This is a genomic window from Mesorhizobium sp. WSM4884, assembly GCF_029625675.1.
Classification (GTDB): Bacteria; Pseudomonadota; Alphaproteobacteria; order Rhizobiales; family Rhizobiaceae; genus Mesorhizobium.
In genome coordinates, this window is the sequence record NZ_JARTVO010000003.1 from 15,634 (window position 1) to 34,006 (window position 18,373).

At 63.3% G+C, this 18,373-nt stretch carries 15 protein-coding genes; 6 read left to right on the plus strand and 9 right to left on the minus strand.

Annotated elements, in window-relative coordinates:
• Positions 1-21: 21 nt before the first annotated feature.
• Entirely contained in the window at positions 22-789 is a 768-nt protein-coding gene (locus tag P9236_RS05315; protein WP_278073565.1) for an outer membrane beta-barrel protein, read from the minus strand.
• A 316-nt stretch (positions 790-1,105) separates the two neighbouring features.
• On the opposite strand from P9236_RS05315, the gene P9236_RS05320 reads away from it, so the two are divergent.
• Complete coding sequence (locus P9236_RS05320; protein ID WP_278073566.1) at positions 1,106-2,014, plus strand: AraC family transcriptional regulator; 909 nt, start codon at positions 1,106-1,108, stop codon at positions 2,012-2,014.
• 108 nt (positions 2,015-2,122) lie between these two features.
• Here P9236_RS05320 and P9236_RS05325 read toward each other — a convergent pair whose 3' ends face one another.
• From P9236_RS05325 to P9236_RS05335, 3 genes are all read right to left on the minus strand, one after another.
• Positions 2,123-2,851 carry an outer membrane beta-barrel protein gene (locus P9236_RS05325; RefSeq protein WP_278073567.1) on the minus strand — a complete coding sequence of 243 codons (729 nt, stop codon included), beginning with the start codon at positions 2,849-2,851 and terminating at the stop codon, positions 2,123-2,125.
• 159 nt (positions 2,852-3,010) lie between these two features.
• Entirely contained in the window at positions 3,011-5,098 is a 2,088-nt protein-coding gene (locus tag P9236_RS05330; protein WP_278073568.1) for a hybrid sensor histidine kinase/response regulator, read from the minus strand.
• A 146-nt stretch (positions 5,099-5,244) separates the two neighbouring features.
• A complete protein-coding gene (locus P9236_RS05335; protein ID WP_278073569.1) occupies positions 5,245-5,973 on the minus strand; it encodes a response regulator transcription factor in 729 nt (242 codons plus the stop codon).
• 94 nt (positions 5,974-6,067) lie between these two features.
• Between P9236_RS05335 and P9236_RS05340 the strand changes: the two genes are divergently transcribed.
• The gene (locus P9236_RS05340; RefSeq protein WP_278073570.1) at positions 6,068-6,754 is read left to right on the plus strand and encodes a response regulator transcription factor; all 687 of its coding nucleotides are present in this window, start codon (positions 6,068-6,070) and stop codon (positions 6,752-6,754) included.
• Positions 6,755-6,840: 86 nt separating this feature from the next.
• On the opposite strand, the gene P9236_RS05345 is transcribed toward P9236_RS05340, so the two are convergent.
• Complete coding sequence (locus tag P9236_RS05345; protein WP_278073571.1) at positions 6,841-7,005, minus strand: hypothetical protein; 165 nt, start codon at positions 7,003-7,005, stop codon at positions 6,841-6,843.
• 706 nt (positions 7,006-7,711) lie between these two features.
• Here P9236_RS05345 and P9236_RS05350 point away from each other — a divergent pair.
• Positions 7,712-8,164, plus strand: coding sequence for a L,D-transpeptidase (locus tag P9236_RS05350; protein ID WP_278073572.1), 453 nt, complete (start codon positions 7,712-7,714; stop codon positions 8,162-8,164).
• A 163-nt stretch (positions 8,165-8,327) separates the two neighbouring features.
• Here P9236_RS05350 and P9236_RS05355 read toward each other — a convergent pair whose 3' ends face one another.
• Together P9236_RS05355 and P9236_RS05360 are read right to left on the minus strand one after the other, a co-directional pair.
• Positions 8,328-11,411 (minus strand): efflux RND transporter permease subunit, encoded by a 3,084-nt coding sequence (locus P9236_RS05355; RefSeq protein WP_278073573.1) that lies wholly within the window; start codon positions 11,409-11,411, stop codon positions 8,328-8,330.
• Complete coding sequence (locus P9236_RS05360) at positions 11,408-12,709, minus strand: efflux RND transporter periplasmic adaptor subunit (protein WP_278073574.1); 1,302 nt, start codon at positions 12,707-12,709, stop codon at positions 11,408-11,410. The genes P9236_RS05355 and P9236_RS05360 overlap by 4 nt, the downstream gene beginning before the upstream one ends.
• A gap of 147 nt (positions 12,710-12,856) precedes the next feature.
• Here P9236_RS05360 and P9236_RS05365 point away from each other — a divergent pair, with 147 nt between their 5' ends.
• On the plus strand, positions 12,857-13,390 hold the full coding sequence (locus tag P9236_RS05365) for a TetR/AcrR family transcriptional regulator (RefSeq protein WP_278073575.1): 534 nt from the start codon (positions 12,857-12,859) through the stop codon (positions 13,388-13,390).
• An 82-nt stretch (positions 13,391-13,472) separates the two neighbouring features.
• On the plus strand, positions 13,473-15,074 hold the full coding sequence (locus P9236_RS05370) for an inorganic phosphate transporter (RefSeq protein ID WP_278073576.1): 1,602 nt from the start codon (positions 13,473-13,475) through the stop codon (positions 15,072-15,074).
• Between the two features lie 252 nt (positions 15,075-15,326).
• On the opposite strand, the gene P9236_RS05375 is transcribed toward P9236_RS05370, so the two are convergent.
• Positions 15,327-16,487, minus strand: coding sequence for a patatin-like phospholipase family protein (locus tag P9236_RS05375; protein ID WP_278073577.1), 1,161 nt, complete (start codon positions 16,485-16,487; stop codon positions 15,327-15,329).
• On the minus strand, positions 16,480-17,268 hold the full coding sequence (locus tag P9236_RS05380) for an acetoacetate decarboxylase (RefSeq protein ID WP_278073578.1): 789 nt from the start codon (positions 17,266-17,268) through the stop codon (positions 16,480-16,482). Before P9236_RS05380 ends, P9236_RS05375 begins: the two co-directional genes overlap by 8 nt.
• 224 nt (positions 17,269-17,492) lie before the next feature.
• Between P9236_RS05380 and P9236_RS05385 the strand changes: the two genes are divergently transcribed.
• On the plus strand, positions 17,493-18,281 hold the full coding sequence (locus P9236_RS05385) for a 3-hydroxybutyrate dehydrogenase (RefSeq protein ID WP_278073579.1): 789 nt from the start codon (positions 17,493-17,495) through the stop codon (positions 18,279-18,281).
• Positions 18,282-18,373: the final 92 nt, after the last annotated feature.

The window sequence follows — 18,373 nt, forward strand, 5'->3', positions numbered from 1 at the left end:
CGATGCAAGTCTCGCCTTGAACTAGAAGCGGTAGTTCAGGCCGATCCGCGCAATACCGCCGGTGTTGCGAATGTCGAAAGGTTGTGGCCCCATGACTTGGACACCGCCGACAAACATTGGCGGGCTCTTTACTCTAGTGCTGCCAAGATCGTAGTGGAAATATTCAGCTTTGATCGACCAATTGGATCGCATCGCATATTCCACGCCGACACCCGCCGTCCAGCCGAATTGAGTACCGGTTTTGCTGGTAAAGAAATCGGTGGATGGACGCGACACGTTGCTGCCGACATCGGCGACGATTGCGCCGGCGGTGCCGTAGAACAGGGCGCGGTCCATGGCAAACCCAAGCCGCCCCCGAAGGGTGCCGAACGGACCGCCACGTGTCTTGATCAGTGTGTCGGCGTCTAACGGCGCGTAGTTGCCAACGCGGTGTTTGCCGAGATAGCCGATTTCGGCCTCAGCGCCGAAAACGAACTGGGCTGCCTGGAAATTGTAGCCGGCTTGCGCGGCGGCCGAAAAGCTTCCAGCATGGTTCGAAAACTGACCGCCAAGGAGATACCAAGCCGATGCCGGGCTCAAGCCGTCCCCGACATCTGTCGCCGTCGACCGTCCGAACGCCGCGCCGGCGGTCACGCCCGCGTAGGAGCCGCTCCAATCGAATGGGAGAGAGGTCGTGGCCGGGCGCGCGGCCGGCTGGGAACCGCTGTCCTCGGCTCCCGCCGTGGTTGGTGAAAGCGCGAAGCAGAGGACTGTGCTCAGGAGCGCGGATAGCAAGCGAATCTGCATCATGTCCTGCCATTTGAGAGGCTTCCCCACGCTAGTAGGAATGGCCGGGCCTTGGCTTGGAGCGAGCGCGACTTGACTTGGACCTGGCGCGACTAGCCGCGCCTCGCGTGAGGGTGTTGCGCCAGCGCAACACAGCCTGCGGCTTGCGGGGGGACGGCGTCATTTTGCCATCCTATTTGACAAGGCGCTGCTTTGCGCAGGATCATTCTCCTTCATCAAATGCTTGCGGTGGGGCATGGTTCATTTGCCGGATATCGAGTCGATCGCTCTCGGGGCGCCATTGCATCTTTCAACGGAGGGCATGGGCGCACGGGAGCGAATGGGCGTGTGGCTTGAACTCTACGCCCGCAAGCTTTTCAACCTGGAGATCGAGCCGTTCGGCTCCGAGCCGTTCCGCGCTGAGGTCACGTTGCGAGCCCTGCCTGGCGTCAGTCTGTCGGCGGGTAGCCGGAGCGCTACCCACTATCGCATCCGCAAGCATCACCTTAGCCATGCGAGCGACATGGTGATGCTGATCGCTGTGCTGGCGGGACGCTGTTGGTCGACGCAGCGGAACCGCGAGGTGACGATCGGGTCGGGCCAGGCCGTGCTGATGCTGACGAGCGAAGTCGCCACCATGACGCTGACCGAAGGCGGGCGCTATGTCGGCGTCTATGTTCCGCGGGCGCCGCTCGCGCCGCTCGTGCCGGGGCTCGACCGGCATCTGGTGCAGCCCATACCATGCGAACACGAAGCGCTACGCCTGCTCATCGACTATGTGCGCCTGGTTCAGGAAACCGGGCCGCTCACGACCGAGCAGGTCCAGCGCGGCGTTGCCGCGCATATTCTCGATCTTCTGCTCCTGGCGCTGGTAGCCGAAGGGGAGGCGGCCGAGATTGCAGGCCCGGGGCTGCGTACGGCGCGGTTGCGGGCAGTGAAGGCGGACATAGGCTCCAACCTTCACCTGTCCGCGCTCAGCGCCGAGGATGTGGCGCAGCGCCAGGGTGTCTCTCCGGACTATGTCCGCAAGCTGTTCCGGCTGGAGGGGACGAGCTTCGCCGACTACATCCTGGAGCAGCGGCTGCTGCGCGTCCACAAAGCGCTCCGCGACCCACGTCTGCCGGCCAGCCCTATCGGCATGATCGCTTATGACGCGGGCTTCGGCGACATCTCCTATTTCAACCGTTGCTTTCGCCGACGGTTCGGGGCGACTCCGTCGGATATACGGCAGGCCTCGCGGTTAAGCTGAGTGACAGCAGTGCCGCGCAAGCCTCGGCCAAACCCGGTTTGTTTGAATTACTTTCTGTGCCGAGGGCCTCCGGCTTTTCTTGGAGAGCGCTCAAAGAATGCGCGAACGCTAAAAGCGATAATTGAGGCTTGCTCTCACGACCTGAAGCTCGTGCTTGTAAGTGATGGAGGAGCTTTCGCCGCTAAGAGTGAACGGCGTCTTCAAATCTCGAAATCTCGCGTATAAATATTCAGACTTGACCGACCAATGGTCATCGAGCGCGTATTGGAGGCCACCGCCAAAGGCCGCGCCAGGGGTCCATCGTGATGCAGTCGCGCGAAAATCCATTGGTATGAAGCCGCTCGTGTTGTGATAGCTGTCTTCGATATCGGCAAGAGCCGGACCGGCTGTCGCGTAAATCAGAAGGCTGGAGATAGCGTATCCGGCCGTCAGACGCGCGGTAGCGATCGATTTGTACATCGTGTCGAGATGGATCGTAGCCAAGCCCTGAAAGAGCTCGGTGTCCTTCTTGCTTGCAGCCAGATAGCCGAAGTCGGCTTCGCCACCAAGGACAAAATTCCCAACTTGATAATTGTAGCCCGCCTGAACTCCCACAGTTGCGCCACGGGGCGATATCGTGACCCCACCAACATCGATGGGTTGCGCCGGATTGTTCATATCGAACTGGTGAGCGTTTGTTGAGGCCCAGCCGTAACCGAGATTTGCACCGAGATAAAAGCCGCGCCAGCTCGGCTCCCCGAGAGCGGTGGGGTTCGATCTGTCGTCACCGGCCTGAGCTGCTGTCGCGATTAGCGCCATCCCGATGGCGAGACCGACACCCCTGTGCGAGAAATGCATGCCGTACCCGCTCCAACGTTAAAACCGCAGGTCACAAAATACAGGAGGGTGCTGGCGTGTCTTGGGCCCAGCACGACTGTCGCTTGGAGCATGCGCGACTGTCGCGCATCGCAAGGACGACATGGCGGCTGGCAAATATTGTCGCTCGGTCCCAATTCGCTAAATGATTGAGACGGCTTGATCGGCGATAGCTGAGAGCACGCCCCGCACGTCGAGTGTCGAAAACGGTTTCTCCAGGATGTGCGGGCGCTGCTGCGGCGGCTGGGACTCGATTTCCGCCTTGGCGCCTATCATGTCGCCGGTGACGAGCACGAAGCGCTTGGCCAGCACAGGCTGCTCGGCGAGCAATTCACGATAGATCGATATGCCGCTGGTGCCCGGCATGCGCAGGTCCGAAAAGACGATGTCGGGCGACACGTGCCCGCCCAGCACCTCGCCGGCGGACCTCCAACTCACGACGATTCGCGACTTCACCCCCATCAGCTCCAGTATGTCGGAGAGCGAAGCGGCGACGTCGGGCTCGTCGTCGATGATCAGCGCATGGCGCAGCCCGCTGGAGCGCGCCGGGCCTTCGCCGGCTTTCGCGGCATCGCCGGTGATCGCCGGCAGCTGCACGACGAAGCGCGCGCCGTGCGGCTCAGCCTCCTCGAACCAGATGTTGCCGTTGTGGCGCTCGACGATCGACTTGGAGATCGACAGACCGATGCCCGTGCCAACGCCGACCGGCTTGGTGGTGAAATAGGATTCGAAGATGCGCGAGCGGATCGCCTCGGGAATGCCTGGACCGTTGTCCTCGACCGAAAAGCCGGGGTTGCCGCGGTCGCTGAGGAAAGTCCGCACCTTGATGCGCCGTTCGCCGGTGACGCCGGCCAGCGCGTGCTGGCTGTTGATGAGGAAGTTGGCCGCGACCTGCGTGACATGATCGGCGTCGGCCATGGCGAGCAGCGGACCGTTGGCAAAATCGGTATCGATGATGATGCCGCTGGAGCGCGCGCCGTAGGCGGTGACCTCGAGCGCCGCGCGCATCACCTGGTTGAGGTCGGTTTCGGCCTGCTCGGTCGGATGCAGGCGCACCATCGACAGGAAGCTCTTGACGATGCGGCCGCAGCGCTCGGCGGCGGCGCGCACCTTCTCGGCGCGTACCTTGGTCTGCGGATCGGCAGCGAATTCATGCAGCAGCGTCGATTGCGCTACCACCACCGCGAGCGGATTGTTGAGCTCGTGCGAGACGCCGGCGAGCAGCGAGCCCATCGCCGCCATCTTCTCGTTCTGATGCAGCTTCTCGCGCTGGCGGTTGATCTCTTCCTCGGCGCGCAGCTTTTCGCGCAGGTCGCGGATCGAGCCGAAGATCAGCCGGCGGTCGGCGACCCGCATCTCCGTCGCGGTCAGCTCGATCGGAAAGATCTCGCCGGCTGCGTTCTGGGTCACGGTCTCCAGCCGCTGGTTGACCATCGGCGCGCCGCGGCCGGCCATATAGTCGGCACCCGAGGCATAGCCCTTGCGGTAATAGATTGGCACGATGGTGTCGAGCAGGTCCTTGCCGAGGATGTCGCTGCGTTGAAAGCCAAACATCTTCTCGGCGGCGGGATTGAACTCGATGATGGAGCCCGCCTCGTCGATGACGATGATGGCGTCGAGCGAGGCTTGCAGCATGGTGCGGCGGATGACCTCGCTGGCGTGAGCCTCCGAAGGCGAGTGCTCAATGGCATCACCGATGGCGAGCGCGATGATGTGCAGCGTTGCCTCTTCCTCGTCGGTCCATTCGCGTTCGGCAACGCAGTCGTTGACGGCGAGCGTGCCCCAAAGATGGCCATGGGCAAAGACAGATACGGAAATGAAGGATTTTATGCTCTGCTTCTCGAAATCGGCCCGCAGGAAACCCTCCAGGTTGCGGGTGTGGCCGGCAAAGACCTTGCCCTGGCGCTCGTCTTCCTGCAGCCGCTCCAGCAGCGGATCGGAGTTGATGATCGACTGCATGATCACCGTGGGCGATGCGAGCTCGCCGCCGAAGGCGGGGTCGATCCAGTAGGCTGAAACGGATTGCGCAAAGCCCTGGCCCGGGAGCTCGCGCAGGCGAAAAAGAATGCCGCGTTGGCAATCCATCGAGCGGCAGAGCGTCTCCAGTATGCCGTCCATCTCGCGCTGCCAGTCGCCCGCCTCGCGCAGGCGGCGAACGACATGGACGGCCGCCATCGCGGCGCCCTGACGGGAGCCGTGCATGTCCATCCGTGCGGCCTCAACTGTCATCGTCGAACGTCATCCCCGGGCGATATCGGTAAACCATGAAATCCGGCACACAAGCCCCGAAAATCGGCCACGGTTTCCGGGGAACATGCGCTGGATGGAATGCTACAGCGTCTATCGCGTATCCGAAAGGATGCGCGGCGCCGGAGTCAGTTGCTGTCGCTGGTCGGCAGCGAGAAGATATAGCCTTCGCCGCGCACCGTACGCAGGAATTTCGGATTGGCGGGGTCCGCCTCGATCTTTTTCCTGAGACGCATGATGCGGATGTCGACCGCGCGCGACGATTCGGGGTCTTCCACGAAGCCGATCGCTTCCGAGATCGCCGCCCGCGTCAGAAGGCGGTTGGCGCGGGTGAGGAAAACCTCCAGCACATCGAATTCGCTCTTGGCCATCTCGATGACCGCGCCGTTGGCGCCAATGACGAGCCTGCCGTCGAAATCGGCCTGGAAGCCACCGAAATTCACGAAGCGGCGTGTGCCGGTCTCGGCTTTCGCGGCCTGAGGTGCCGCCGGCTGCGGCACGCGGCGAAGCACGCTGCGGACCCTCGCCAGCACCTCGCGCAACTCATAGGGCTTGACGATGTAGTCGTCGGCGCCGAGCTCCAGCCCGACGATGCGGTCGAGCGCGGTGCCGGCCGCGGTGGCATAGATGATGCCGATCTGGGTCTTGGAGCGCAGCCAGCGGCCGAGGGACAGGCCGTCCTCGCCGGGCATGGCGATGTCGAGAACGGCGAGATGGAAGGACTGCGCCTCGATGAGGCTGCGCGCCGCCGCGGCATTCTCGGCCGTGGCGACGTCATAACCGCTGGCGCCGAGATATTCGGCGACCGCCTCCCTCAGATCCGGCTCGTCCTCGACGACGATGATGCGTGCCTTCACAATGGTCTCGCTCCCGCTTTCAGCGGAAAGTAGATTGGGTATAAACATGATGTCCAGCGCTCATCTCGAGTTGTCTGTGGCGAGGTGGAGAAAAATGGCAGCACGATCCGTCATCGCGCTTGTGTCCGTTGCCGAGGTAGTGGCCGGTGACCTTGCCGACCATCTCGAGCGGCGCGGGCACGATGTGCGCCAGGCGCGCCAGCACTGGGAGGCGGAGTCGCTGCTTTCGGCAGGGGGCATCGACGTCGTGGTCGTCGGAGACGATGTGAGCCAGGCGGAGGGGCGCGAGCTGCTCAAGCGCTATGGCGGCGAGGGCGGTTCCGACTTCATCCTGATCTGCCGTCCGGCCGATCTCGTCGACAAGGTGCTGGCGCTGGAGCTCGGCGCCGCAGACGTGGTGGAAAGCCCCCTCAACGTGCGCGAGCTCGCGGCACGCATCGGCGGCCTGCTGACGCGGCGCGGCCGCAATACCCAGGAACTGATCGTCCTGGAAAACGCCACCGTCGATCTGAGGTCGGCGATGGTGATGCATCGCTCCGGCGCCGAGGATCAGCTGTCGCCGGGACAGGTGGCGCTGTTGAGACTGTTTCTGGCGAGCCCGCGCAAGGTGCTGACGCGCGACGACATCATCGCCGCCGCGCCCGCCGAGAATGCCGATGCTTTCGACCGCTCGATCGATTCGCGCATCGTGAGGCTGCGCCGCAAGCTCGATACCGAGACCATCACCACGATCAGGGGTGCCGGCTATCGGTTCGATCCGCCGACGCCGCGCACCGACTGAGGCGATAGCCAGCAGGTCCTTTCCTTGCTCTTGCATCGGATTTCCCAAAACCGGTCTTCACTTTCGGGCCCAATGATGCTCGATGCTCAACGGACCACGAGGACCGAGGGGCCTGACGGCGCGTCGGCGGCGGCAGTGAGCTGGGCATGGGCGCGCTCTTTAAGCAGCACCGTTGCAAGCGCGGCAAAGCCAAGCAGCCCTTGTGCATAAAGCAGCGCGGACAGCACCGAGGCGGCAAATTTCGTCTTCATCGCTCAATCCCCAATTCGCTAAGTCGTCGATACTTCAGGAAACTCCCGAAGCGCCCGCGCCGCTGACGGAGCCCCCCGCTGCGGCGCGGGCCTTCGGTCCTCTCGGCAGCAAGTAGCCGGAGGGGCCGCGCATCCTCATCAGCCGAAGGCCGACCCGCCAGAGGGCCCTCAGCCGGTTGATGCGCAGGCTGGAAACAATCCAGACCGTGGCGATGAACAGTGCAGCGTGCAGCGTCGAAACCCTCGCCTGAATTCATGGCACCGAGCGTTGCCACAGGGTTGCCGGCGACCGAGCCGGCGCCACCGAGGATGACGGCCGCGACGCTGATCCTAAGAAGCCAGGGGCGGAGTTTCGATTTCCTGCCCATTTTCGTTTGCTGATGTCTGTTCCCGTTGCGTCAAACTTGCCGCCCGCCTGTATCCGCATCATGCCGCGCGAGCCGCGTTTTGTTGCAGATTGGTTTCGAAGCCGTGGGAATGGCTTTCGTATCAAGGCCATATGCGCTTTCGCTTGCCTGTTTCCCCTGCTTTTGCCGTTAACCATCCCGCACGCCATGGGCAGGTTCCTTCGGTCGGAGCCGTTAACTTGGGGAAACAGATTCGAAACAGAAACGAGTACCAAGCGAAATAGACTTGAAACAGGTGCCCTCGATAAGACGGCGATCGAAATTGAAGCCGGCCAGACCGGACAGAGAGAGGGATCGTCATGCATACCGCCATTTCAGCCAAGCTCATCAACATCACCGCCGCCGCGCTCACTGGCGCGGCACTGCTTTTCGGCGGCAACGTCGCTCATGCCAACCAGATCGTCGCCCGGGTTTCGCTGTCGCAGCAGACCATGGAAGTGATGGTCGACGGCCGCCCGACCTTCGCCTGGAAAGTCTCGACCGGCGACAGAGCGCATGTCACGCCGACGGGGTCGTTCAAGCCGACCCGCCTGCACGAGATGTGGTACTCGAAAAAGTACGACAACGCGCCGATGCCGCATTCGGTGTTCTTCAGCGGCGGCTATGCCGTGCATGCGACCTACGCCATCAACCGCCTCGGCCGGCCTGCCTCGCATGGTTGCGTGCGCCTGCATCCCGATGCCGCGGCCGATTTCTACCAGCTCGTCGAGGCCTTCGGCCCCGCCAACACCAGCATCGTCATCGTCAAGTGACGGGCTGGATCAAGTAGCAGGCGGGTTGCCGCCTTCGGGCTGGTTTGGCGCAATTCCCGGAAGGCTGTTCCACACTTTTCCCGGAATTGCTCTGGCGCCGAAGCCGTGAGGCGACCGCCAAAAAAAGAGGCCGGAATTTTTCCGGCCTCTTTCCATATTGGAGTTAAGTTGGGAGCGCCGGCATCAGCTTCGGATCCGGCTTTTCGGCGAGATGCGGCAGATCCTTGCTGGCGATGAAGGTGTAGAACATCGGCACCACGAACAGCGTGAACATGGTGCCGACCAGGATGCCGGTGAAGATGACGAGACCCATCGAGTAGCGGGCCGCGGCGCCGGCGCCGCTGGAGATGATCAGCGGCACGACACCGAGCGCCATCGCCGCCGTCGTCATCAGGATCGGCCGCAGGCGCACCTTGGCCGAGGCGATGATGGCATCGCGCCGCCGCATGCCGTGGATCTCGCGCTGCTGGTTGGCGAATTCCACAAGAAGGATGCCGTGCTTGGTGATGAGGCCGATCAGCGTGATCAGCCCGACCTGCGTGTATATGTTGAGTGTACCCAGCCCGATGTTGAGCGGAACGATCGCGCCGAAGATCGAGAGTGGCACAGCCATCATGATGATCAGTGGATCGCGGAAGCTCTCGAATTGCGCGGCCAGCACCAGATAGATGACGATCACGGCGGCCGCGAAGGCGATCAGGATGGTGTTACCCTGTTCCTTTTCCTGCCGCGACTGCCCGGAATAGTCGACGAAGAAGGTGTCGGGCAGCGTTTCCCTGGCAAGGTCCTCCAGCACCTTCAGCCCGTCGCCGGTGGTCACACCGGGCAGCGGCAGGGCCGTGATCGTCGCTGAATTCAACTGGTTGAATTGCTCGATCGCCGCCGGCGAGGCGTTGGTCGAGATCCTCACCACCGCAGACAGCGGCACCATCTTGCCGTCGACACTGCGCACGAAATATTCGCCTAGCTTCTCCGGATTGTCGCGGAACTCCTGCGGCACCTGCGGGATGATGTCGTAGCTGTTGGAGTCGCGGTCGAACTGCGCCACCTCGGCGCCGCCGACCAAAAGGGTCAGCGTGCTGCCGATATCGGCGATCGGCAGGTTCAACGCCGCCGCGCGCTCACGGTCGATGGTCACGGTCACCTGCGGCGCGTCATAGGCCATCGAGTTCTGCACGACGATGAAGCGACCGGAAGCCTGCGCCTTGTTCTTGATCTTCTCGGCCTCGTCGAAGACCTCGGAGGGATCGCCGGTCGAGCGCACCACCATGGAGATAGGCAAGCCACCGCCGGAGCCCGGCAGCGTCGGCGGCGCGAAAACGAAGGCCTGGACGCCTGCCACCTTGGCGAGCCGGCCGGTAATGTCGGCCTGCAGCTCTTTCGAACCGCGCTTGCGGTCGGCCCAATCCTTGAAGGCGAAGCCGACGAAGGCGCTGTTGGTCTGGCCGCCGAAGGCGACGGCCGAGAACTGCGCCCTGGTCTCCGGGATGTCCTTCACGAGGCCGAGGATCTGGTTGACGTAGGTCTCGGTGTAGTCCGAGGTCGCATAGCGCGGCGCCGTCACCAACGAGAGCAGGAAGCCCTGGTCTTCTTCCGGCGCCAACTCGGTGGAGGTCTTGGTGAACATGAAGCCGGTGAGCGCGACCAGCGCCACGACGATGATCAGCGTCACCGGCCGGTTTCTGAGCGAGGCGGTGACCGCGCGCTCATAGACGCGCTCGACCCGGCCGAACGTGCCGTCGACGATGCGCTGGAAGCGGCCGTGCGCGCCCGCCTTCAGGAGCCGCGCCGACATCATCGGCGTGATGGTGACGGCGATCAGGCCGGACAGCACCACCGAGCCGGCAAGCGTGACCGCGAATTCGCGAAACAGTGCGCCGGTCAGGCCGCCGGTGAAGGCAAGCGGCGCGAACACGGCGGCCAGCGTGATGGTCATGGCGATGATTGCCGAGAAGATTTCGCGCATGCCGTTGAAGGCCGCCTGCATGGGCGACATGTGTTCCTCTTCCATGTGGCGATGGATGTTTTCCACCACCACGATGGCGTCGTCGACGACGAGGCCGATCGCCAGCACCATGGCGAGCAGCGACAAGAGGTTGATCGAGTAGCCGACCGAAAAAAGGATGAAGCAAACGCCGATCAGCGACAGCGGGATGGTGACGATCGGCATCATCACCGAGCGGAACGAGCCAAGGAACAGGAGGATGACCACGATGACGATGGCGACCGCCTCGCCGATGGTCTTGAACACCTCTTCGATCGAGGCGCTGATCTGCTCGGTGGCGTCGTAGACGACCTCGATCGTCATGCCTTTCGGCAGCGTCTCCTGGATCTGCGGCACGAGCTTGGTGACCGCCGCCGCGGTCGTCAACGGGTTGGCCGCCGGCGTCGGGAAGATGGCCAGGAAGGTGCCGGGCTTGCCGTTGAAGCTCACCCTGGTGTCGGTGCTTGCGGCGCCGAGTTCGACGCGCGCCACGTCGCGCAGGCGCACGACCTGACCGTCGGTCGAGCGGATCGGGAGCTGCGAGAACGCCTCCGGCGTCTGCAAGGTCGAATGCACGGTGATCGAGGAGACCACATACTCGTTCTGGGTGTTGCCGGGCGCGGACAGGAAGTTGGAGTTGTTGATCGCGGTCAGCACGTCGGCGGCGGTCGCGCCGCGGGCGGCAAGCCTGATCGGATCGATCCAGACGCGCATGGAATATTCCTCGGCGCCGAAGATCTGCACGTCGGCGACGCCTTCCACCGTCGAAATGCGAGGCCGAATGACGCGCTCGATATACTCGGTGAGCTGCTCCTTGGTCATGTTCGGATTCTGCATCGAGATATACATCATCGCGAACTGCTGGCCGGTGCCCTTGACGATCACGGGGTCCTTGGCGGCATCCGGCAGGGTGCCGCGCACGCCCTGAACCTTGGAAAGCACCTCGGTCAGCGCGACGTCGGGATTGGAGCCGAGCTTCATCTGCACGGTCACGGTGCTGGAAGACGGCCGGCTCGACGAGGTCACGTAGTCGATGTTCTCGGTCGAGGCGACGGCACGCGCGATCGGCGCGGAGATAAAGCCCTGGATCAGGTCGGCGCTCGCCCCCGGGTAGGCCGTGGTGATGGTGATCGCCGTCTCGTCAACCTTCGGATATTGGCGGATCGACAGGTTGAAGATGGCCTGGAAGCCCAGGAGCAGAATCATGCAGGCCAGCACCGTCGAGAGGACGGGGCGGCGAATGAAGATATCGGAGAAGCTCATTGCTGAACCTCTTTGTTCGCCGATTTGCTGGGATCGATGGTGTTGTCGACGGCAACGGGCATGCCGTTGAAGAGCCGGTTCTGGCCGGCGGTGACGACCTGGTCGCCGGCCTTCAGGCCCTCGACGATCTCGACCATGCCATTGTTGCGGCGGCCGAGCTTGACGAACACCTGCGACAGAACGAGCGCCGGCTGCTGCCCGGCTTCGGCTGGCTTGGCGGCGTTGTCAGCCGGTTTTGCGGCGTTGTCGGCGGGCTTTGCCGCATCGGAGGCCGGCTTGGAGGCATCGGCTTGCGGCTTGGCGGCATCGCCGGCAGGCTTCTCTGCGCCGGCTTTCTGCTCTTCCGGTTTCGCCGGCGCGCCAGCGCCGCTGCCGGCAGACTTCGCCGGCACGACGACGAAAACAAAGTCGCCATACAGGCTTGACGTCACCGCCGTCTGCGGCACCGAGATGACGTTACGCTCCTCCGGCAGCTCGACACGGATCTGTACGAACTGGCCAGGCGTCAGCTTGCCCTCCGGATTGGCGACCTCGCCGCGGATCGACACCAGCCGGCTCGCCGGGTCGATCTTGGGATCGATGCCGCGAATGGAGCCGGCAAAGGGCATGTCGGCCACGCTGCCGCCGATCCGCACCGTCTGGCCGATCTTCAGCAATGGGAGCTGCTGCTCGGGCACGGTGAAGTCGACCCGCATCGTGTCCAGATCCTGGAGGGTCACCACCGAGTTGCCTGGGGCCAGATATTGGCCGATGTCGATCCTCGGAATGCCGACCGTTCCGTTGAAGGGAGCGGCCAATTGCTTCTGGTCGAGCACGGCCTGCAGCTTGTTCACCTGCGCGGCCGAAGCGTCCGCCGCCGCGCGCGCGGCATCGAGCGTCGCGTCGGTGCCGACGCCGCGCCGCTGCAATTCGAGCGCGCGGGTCAACGCCGCCTGGTCGGAGGCGGCCTGCGCCTTCTGCGCCACCAGATCGGCCTTCTCGACGGCGTCGTCGAGCTGCAGCAGCACGGCGTCGGCCGCGACCTTCTGGTTGGCGTGGAAGAGGATGTCCTTGACGATGCCTGCCGTCTCGACGGTCAGGTCGACGCCGCGCACGGCGTTGACGGTGCCGATCGCCTCGATGCCGGGCGTCCAGTCCGACGGCTTCACCTCGACGGTCGAGACGGTCGCGGCCGGCGGCTTCATGGTGGCGAAAAACTGCTTGATCGCATTGTCGCGAAACAGGTTGAAACCGACGATTCCCACGCACGCCACGACAAGCAGCAGCAGGATTCCGGTGATGATGAAGAAGCGTTTCACGGACAGTCCCCTCAAGCCGGCAACCGGCAAAACAATCGATGCCGGGACACATATCGATGCCGCATCCCGATTTCAAATGGCGGCGCCTTACTGTACCGTCTGGACGGTCTTGTCAATTCTGCATAAGCTAATGTAAGGGGAGGCGTGATGAAGGCTCGCAGGGCAAACTCGCGCGACAGAATATTGGCCGCCGCCGCCGACGTGGCGCGTGAGGCGGGTCCCGGAAGCCTGTCGCTCGACGCCGTTGCCAGCCGCGCCGGTGTCTCCAAGGGCGGCCTGCTCTACAATTTCCCTACCAAGGCCAAGCTGATGCAGGGCTTGGTCGAGAATTACCTCAGGGAGTTCGAGCAGGCGCTCGAAACGCGGATCGCGGAAGGCGGTCACGAAAGCGCGCTCTCGGCCTATATCCAGCTTTCGGCCGATGATTGCGAGAAGCCAAAGCCTTCAGCTTCCTGGATGTTCTCCGCGATCGCCGAGGATCCGGATTTCCTGACGCCGATCAAGGCGTTCAAGCGGCAGCTCTTCGAAAGGTTGAAGGGGGAAACGGATGACCTCGGCTCGCTGCTGATCTGCTTTCTCGCCATCGAAGGCCTCCGCAGCATGAATCTGTTCGATTCCGACGTGCTCTCGCCAGAGGAGCAAAAGCTTCTGGTTTCCGCGCTTCTAAAGATAGCCGGATAGGTTGTAGGGCGTCACACCAGCTTCATCCTGGGGACATAGCGTTCTTCCCGGTTCTTTGCTGCAATGCAAACGGAGTGGGACAATGGTGGACGTGGTTTCCAGTGAGGCGGGGATTCCGAGACCGGATCATCCGCTGGAGCAATCGAGCAGCGCGAAGTGGTTCCTGCCGGCATTCGGCGTGCTGGTCCTGGTCGGGCTGATCTATGTCGGCTATGCGCTGAGCCAGGATCTGGCGATCGCCAAGACGGTGCCGTGGATCCTGCTCGGCATCGCGCTCCTGATTGCGCTGGGCTTCGAGTTCGTCAACGGCTTCCACGATACCGCCAATGCGGTGGCGACCGTTATCTACACGCGCTCGCTGCCGGCGGAATTCGCCGTCATGTGGTCGGGCGTGTTCAATTTCCTCGGCGTCTTGACCTCGAGCGGCGCCGTGGCCTTCGGTATCCTGTCGCTGTTGCCGGTCGAGTTGATCCTGCAGGTCGGCTCGTCTTCCGGCTTCGCCATGGTGTTCGCGTTGCTGGTCGCGGCCATCCTGTGGAACCTGGGCACCTGGTTCCTCGGTCTGCCGGCGTCCAGTTCGCACACAATGGTCGGCTCGATCATCGGCGTCGGCCTCGCCAACCAGTTCATGGCGCCGGCCGGAAGCGCCACCAGCGGCGTCGAGTGGGGGCAGGCGACCAATGTCGGCATGTCGCTGCTGGTTTCGCCGCTCGTCGGCTTCTTCGCGGCCGCCGCCCTGCTTTATGCGATGAAGCTTCTGGTGCGCAATCCGGCGCTCTACGAGGCGCCGAAGGGCAAGACGCCGCCGCCGTGGTGGATCCGCGCGCTGCTGATCTTCACCTGCACCGGCGTCAGCTTCGCCCACGGCTCGAATGACGGCCAGAAGGGCATGGGCCTGATCATGCTGATCCTGATCGGCGTGGTGCCGACCGCCTATGCGCTCAACCGCACGCCGGACATCAACTATCTCGAGGCCTACAAGTCGGCTTCGGCCTCCGTCGAGCAGGCGCTGGGCAAATATGTCAAGCCGGGCGTCACCGTCGCCGATGCCAAGGCTGCGGTTCAGGAGGCGGTGCGCTCGAAGACCTGGAACGACCAGACGACTGTCGCGCTGCAGAGCTACATCCACAACACGACGGCCGGGCTGCAGCCTTACGCCACCGTCGACAAGGTGCCGACGGATCTGGTCAGCAACGCCCGCAACGACATCTATCTGATCGGCGAAGCGCTGAAGCTGATCGACAAGAAGAAGCTGCTGCCGATGCAGGATGCCGACCTGAAGGCGGTGACGGACTATCACAAGGCGGTCGACAACGCGACGAAGTTCATCCCACTCTGGGTCAAGATCGCCGTGGCTCTGGCGCTCGGCCTCGGCACCATGGTCGGCTGGAAGCGCATCGTCGTCACCGTCGGCGAGAAGATCGGCAAGAGCCACCTGACCTACGGCCAGGGCGCCGCCGCCGAACTGGTCGCGATGATCACGATCGGCGCGGCCGACCGTCTCGGCCTGCCGGTGTCGACCACCCACGTCCTGTCGTCCGGCGTTGCCGGCACGATGGCGGCGAACGGCTCCGGCCTGCAGTGGGCGACCGTGCGCAACCTTTTGCTCGCCTGGGTGCTGACGCTGCCGTGCTCGATCGCGCTGTCTTTCGTGCTCTTCGTGCTCTTCCGCCAGGTGTTCTAGCGTTCGAGCGGAAAATCAGAGGCGGCGCCGTTTGCGGCGCCGTCTCTTTTTTGGCCAATCCTGGGAAGGCCATTCAAGGAACCGAGCAGGCGCCTTCTCCCGGCGAGTGCGCCCTCGAAGCGGTTCGGCTTTTGCCGAGGACACCTATCGCCGCGAAACCTCCATCTTGCCACGGCGGCGCAGCTGAAACGCGCGACGTCAGTCCGACAGAAATCGGCGAAGGGTTCGCCTTCGCAGTGCCGGACGCAAATGTCAGGTCGGGTCTTCGCGGTGCAGGTCGTGGATGGCGACGCCCTCGACATTGGTCGGCAGCATCAGCCACTGCTTGTGGCGCAGCGTGCGCTCGGTGTCCTCGAGGCCCATCTCCCAGTGCTCGCGCATCGAGGTGCCCGAGAACTCATAGTCCTTGGCGTGGCCTTCATAGCCTTTGTGCTGGTAGATCAAGTGGACGATGTTGACCACGCCGGCATCGGAATAATCGGCCATCAGTTCCTGCTCGCCCTCTTTCAAAAGTTCTGCCGGAACGCGCTTGAGCGCATCGAGCAACTTCATCTTGAGCGCATGGATGCGCTGGAAATTGTCGGTGTTCTGGCGCGTGCGGCTCGAATACATGATGTCCTTGTGGCGCGATAGCACGTCGGCCATGCCGCGCGGCAGCGCGCCGCGGGCGCTGAACAGATCGACCTGGAACACCAGCGACGAACGGTCCTCCTCCTGGTCGAGCAGGTATTGCAGCGGCGTGTTGGAGACGATGCCACCGTCCCAATAATACTCGCCCTCGATGCGGATCGACGGGAAGGCCGGCGGCAGCGCGCCGCTCGCCATGATGTGCTCCGGCCCGATGCGCACCTTGTCGGTGTCGAAATAGACGAAGTTGCCGGTCCTGACATTGACCGCGCCGACGCTCAAGCGCTTCTTGCCGTCGTTGAGCACGTCGAAGTCGATCAGGCTTTCCAACGTCTCCTTCAGCTCGGCCGTGTCGTAGAAGCTGGTGGCTCCTTCGGCGCCGGGCGGCTCGAACCATGGATTGGGATTGCGCGGCTTGAAGAAGCCGGGCTGGCCCATCATCATCGTCATCCATGACGAGGTGCGGTTGCGGATGTCGCGATAGATGTCGCCTTCCGGCGTATAGGCCCAGATCTTGCGGCCCGAAATCATCTGCCAGAATTGCTCCAGCCGCTGCAGGCGGCGGCTCGGCTCGTTGCCGGCGATGATCGAGGCGTTGATGGCGCCGATGGAGACCCCGGAGAGCCAGGTCGGCTCGCAGCCGGCATCGGAAAGCGCCTGATAGACGCCGGCCTGATAGGCGCCCAGCGCGCCGCCACCCTGGAAGACCAGGGCGACGCGATCATATTGCTGCGAGATTTCCTGGATGGTGGCGGCGGTAGCCTTGTTTCGGGTGCGTTCAAGCACGAGCCTTCTCCGGCTGGAGTGAGCTGGTCGCGGTCGAGTTGCGATCGGCGAGATAGTCGTGGACGACCTCGCCCAATCCGAGCGTCAAGTCGGCGGTGAAGTGGACGGCCGAGACGACCTCGAGCACCGGCAGCTTGGCCACGTCGGCCATGACATGGGGCCGAAGGTCGAGCGCGGCCGGCGCCGTCCAGGCTTCCTTCAGCGTCACGTCGGTCAAGTAGTAGCGCACCAGCTCGCAAATGCGCGGGCTCCCGTCGACATGCGGAATTATCTTGATCAGGAAGTTGGGCGCGGCGAGCGAGGCGAGCACGGAATCGTGGTCGGCCTCGCGATGCTTGTAGCCCATGGTGCCGGTGGCGCACAGCACGCTGCCATAGTGAAGCGTGCCCACCACCACTTCGCCCTCATGCACGATCTTGGGGCTAGCGAGCTTCTTCGGAAAACCCCACAACTCGCGGCCGCCGGCGATCGGCGCGTCGTCGTCGAGATACATGGAATGGACATAGCCGCCATGCTGACCGCCGAAACGCACGGGGATGACCTGGCCGGTCTCGGTATAGTCGCCGAAGCCAGTCGAATCCGGCATGCGGATGAACTCGTATTTCACCAGCGGCTCGTCGATCTCGAGCGGCTTCGGCACCACGGCTTCCAGCGCCTCGCGCGTCGTGCGGTAGGTGATGATGATGTATTCGCGGTCGAAGAAACGGTAGGGACCAGGCGGGAAGGAAGGGTTGGTGAGCGGCATCGCATAGGCGCGCTTCACGACATCGTCGATTTCCAAGCTGTTCACCTATCGGGTCAGGAATGACATGCGCGAGATGCGCAGGTGAGTATGTTGCACGGCACCATGACAGTGCCATGTCATCGTCCCCGAGTGCCAGCTTCATGGCACTCGCACGGCATCACAACATTGTAATCGCAACGACATATGGCCATGGCATTGTCATGCTGCGGCGCACAAACTATGTGCCTTAAATCCCCTCCCACCTTCTTGCGAGATCTCCCATGGGTTCCCTGTCTTCGAAGAATGCGCTCGTCACCGGCTCGACCAGCGGCATCGGCCTGGCGATCGCCCGCGCCTTTGCCGCCGAGGGCGCCAACGTCACCATCAACGGCCTGGGCGACGCCGCGGCGATCGAGCAGGAGCGCGCCGGCATCGAGAAGGATTTTGGCGTGAAATGCCGCTATTCGAGCGCCAATATGATGGACGGGGCCGCGGTCACCGCCATGGTGAACGAGGCCGAGGAGGCATTCGGCAGCCTCGACATCCTGGTCAACAATGCCGGCATCCAGCATGTCGCGCCGATCGACGAGTTTCCCGACGACAAGTGGGAAGCCATCATCCGCATCAACCTGCTCGCCGCCTTCTATGCCATCAAGGCGGTGCTGCCCGGCATGAAGCGCCGCAAATGGGGCCGCATCATCAACACGGCCTCGGCGCACGCGCTGGTCGCCTCGCCGTTCAAATCGGCCTATGTCTCGGCCAAGCACGGCATTGCCGGCCTGACCAAGACGGTGGCGTTGGAAGTGGCGCAGGACGGCATCACCGTCAATGCGATCGCCCCCGGCTATGTCTGGACGCCGCTGGTGGAGAAGCAGATCCCTGATACGATGAAGGCGCGCGGCATGACCGAGGAGCAGGTCAAGCACGATGTGCTTTTAGCCGCGCAGCCGACCAAGGAATTCGTCACCGTCGAGGAACTCGCGGCGCTGACGCTCTTCCTGTGCTCGGACGCCGCCAAGCAGATGACCGGCACGACCCTGCCGATGGATGGCGGCTGGACGGCGCAGTAAGCGCGCTTCCCTAGAGCAGTTCAGCGTTTCACCGAAACGCTGAACTGCTCTAACTATTTGTTTTTACGCAATTCCGGAGGGAAAACCGTTAT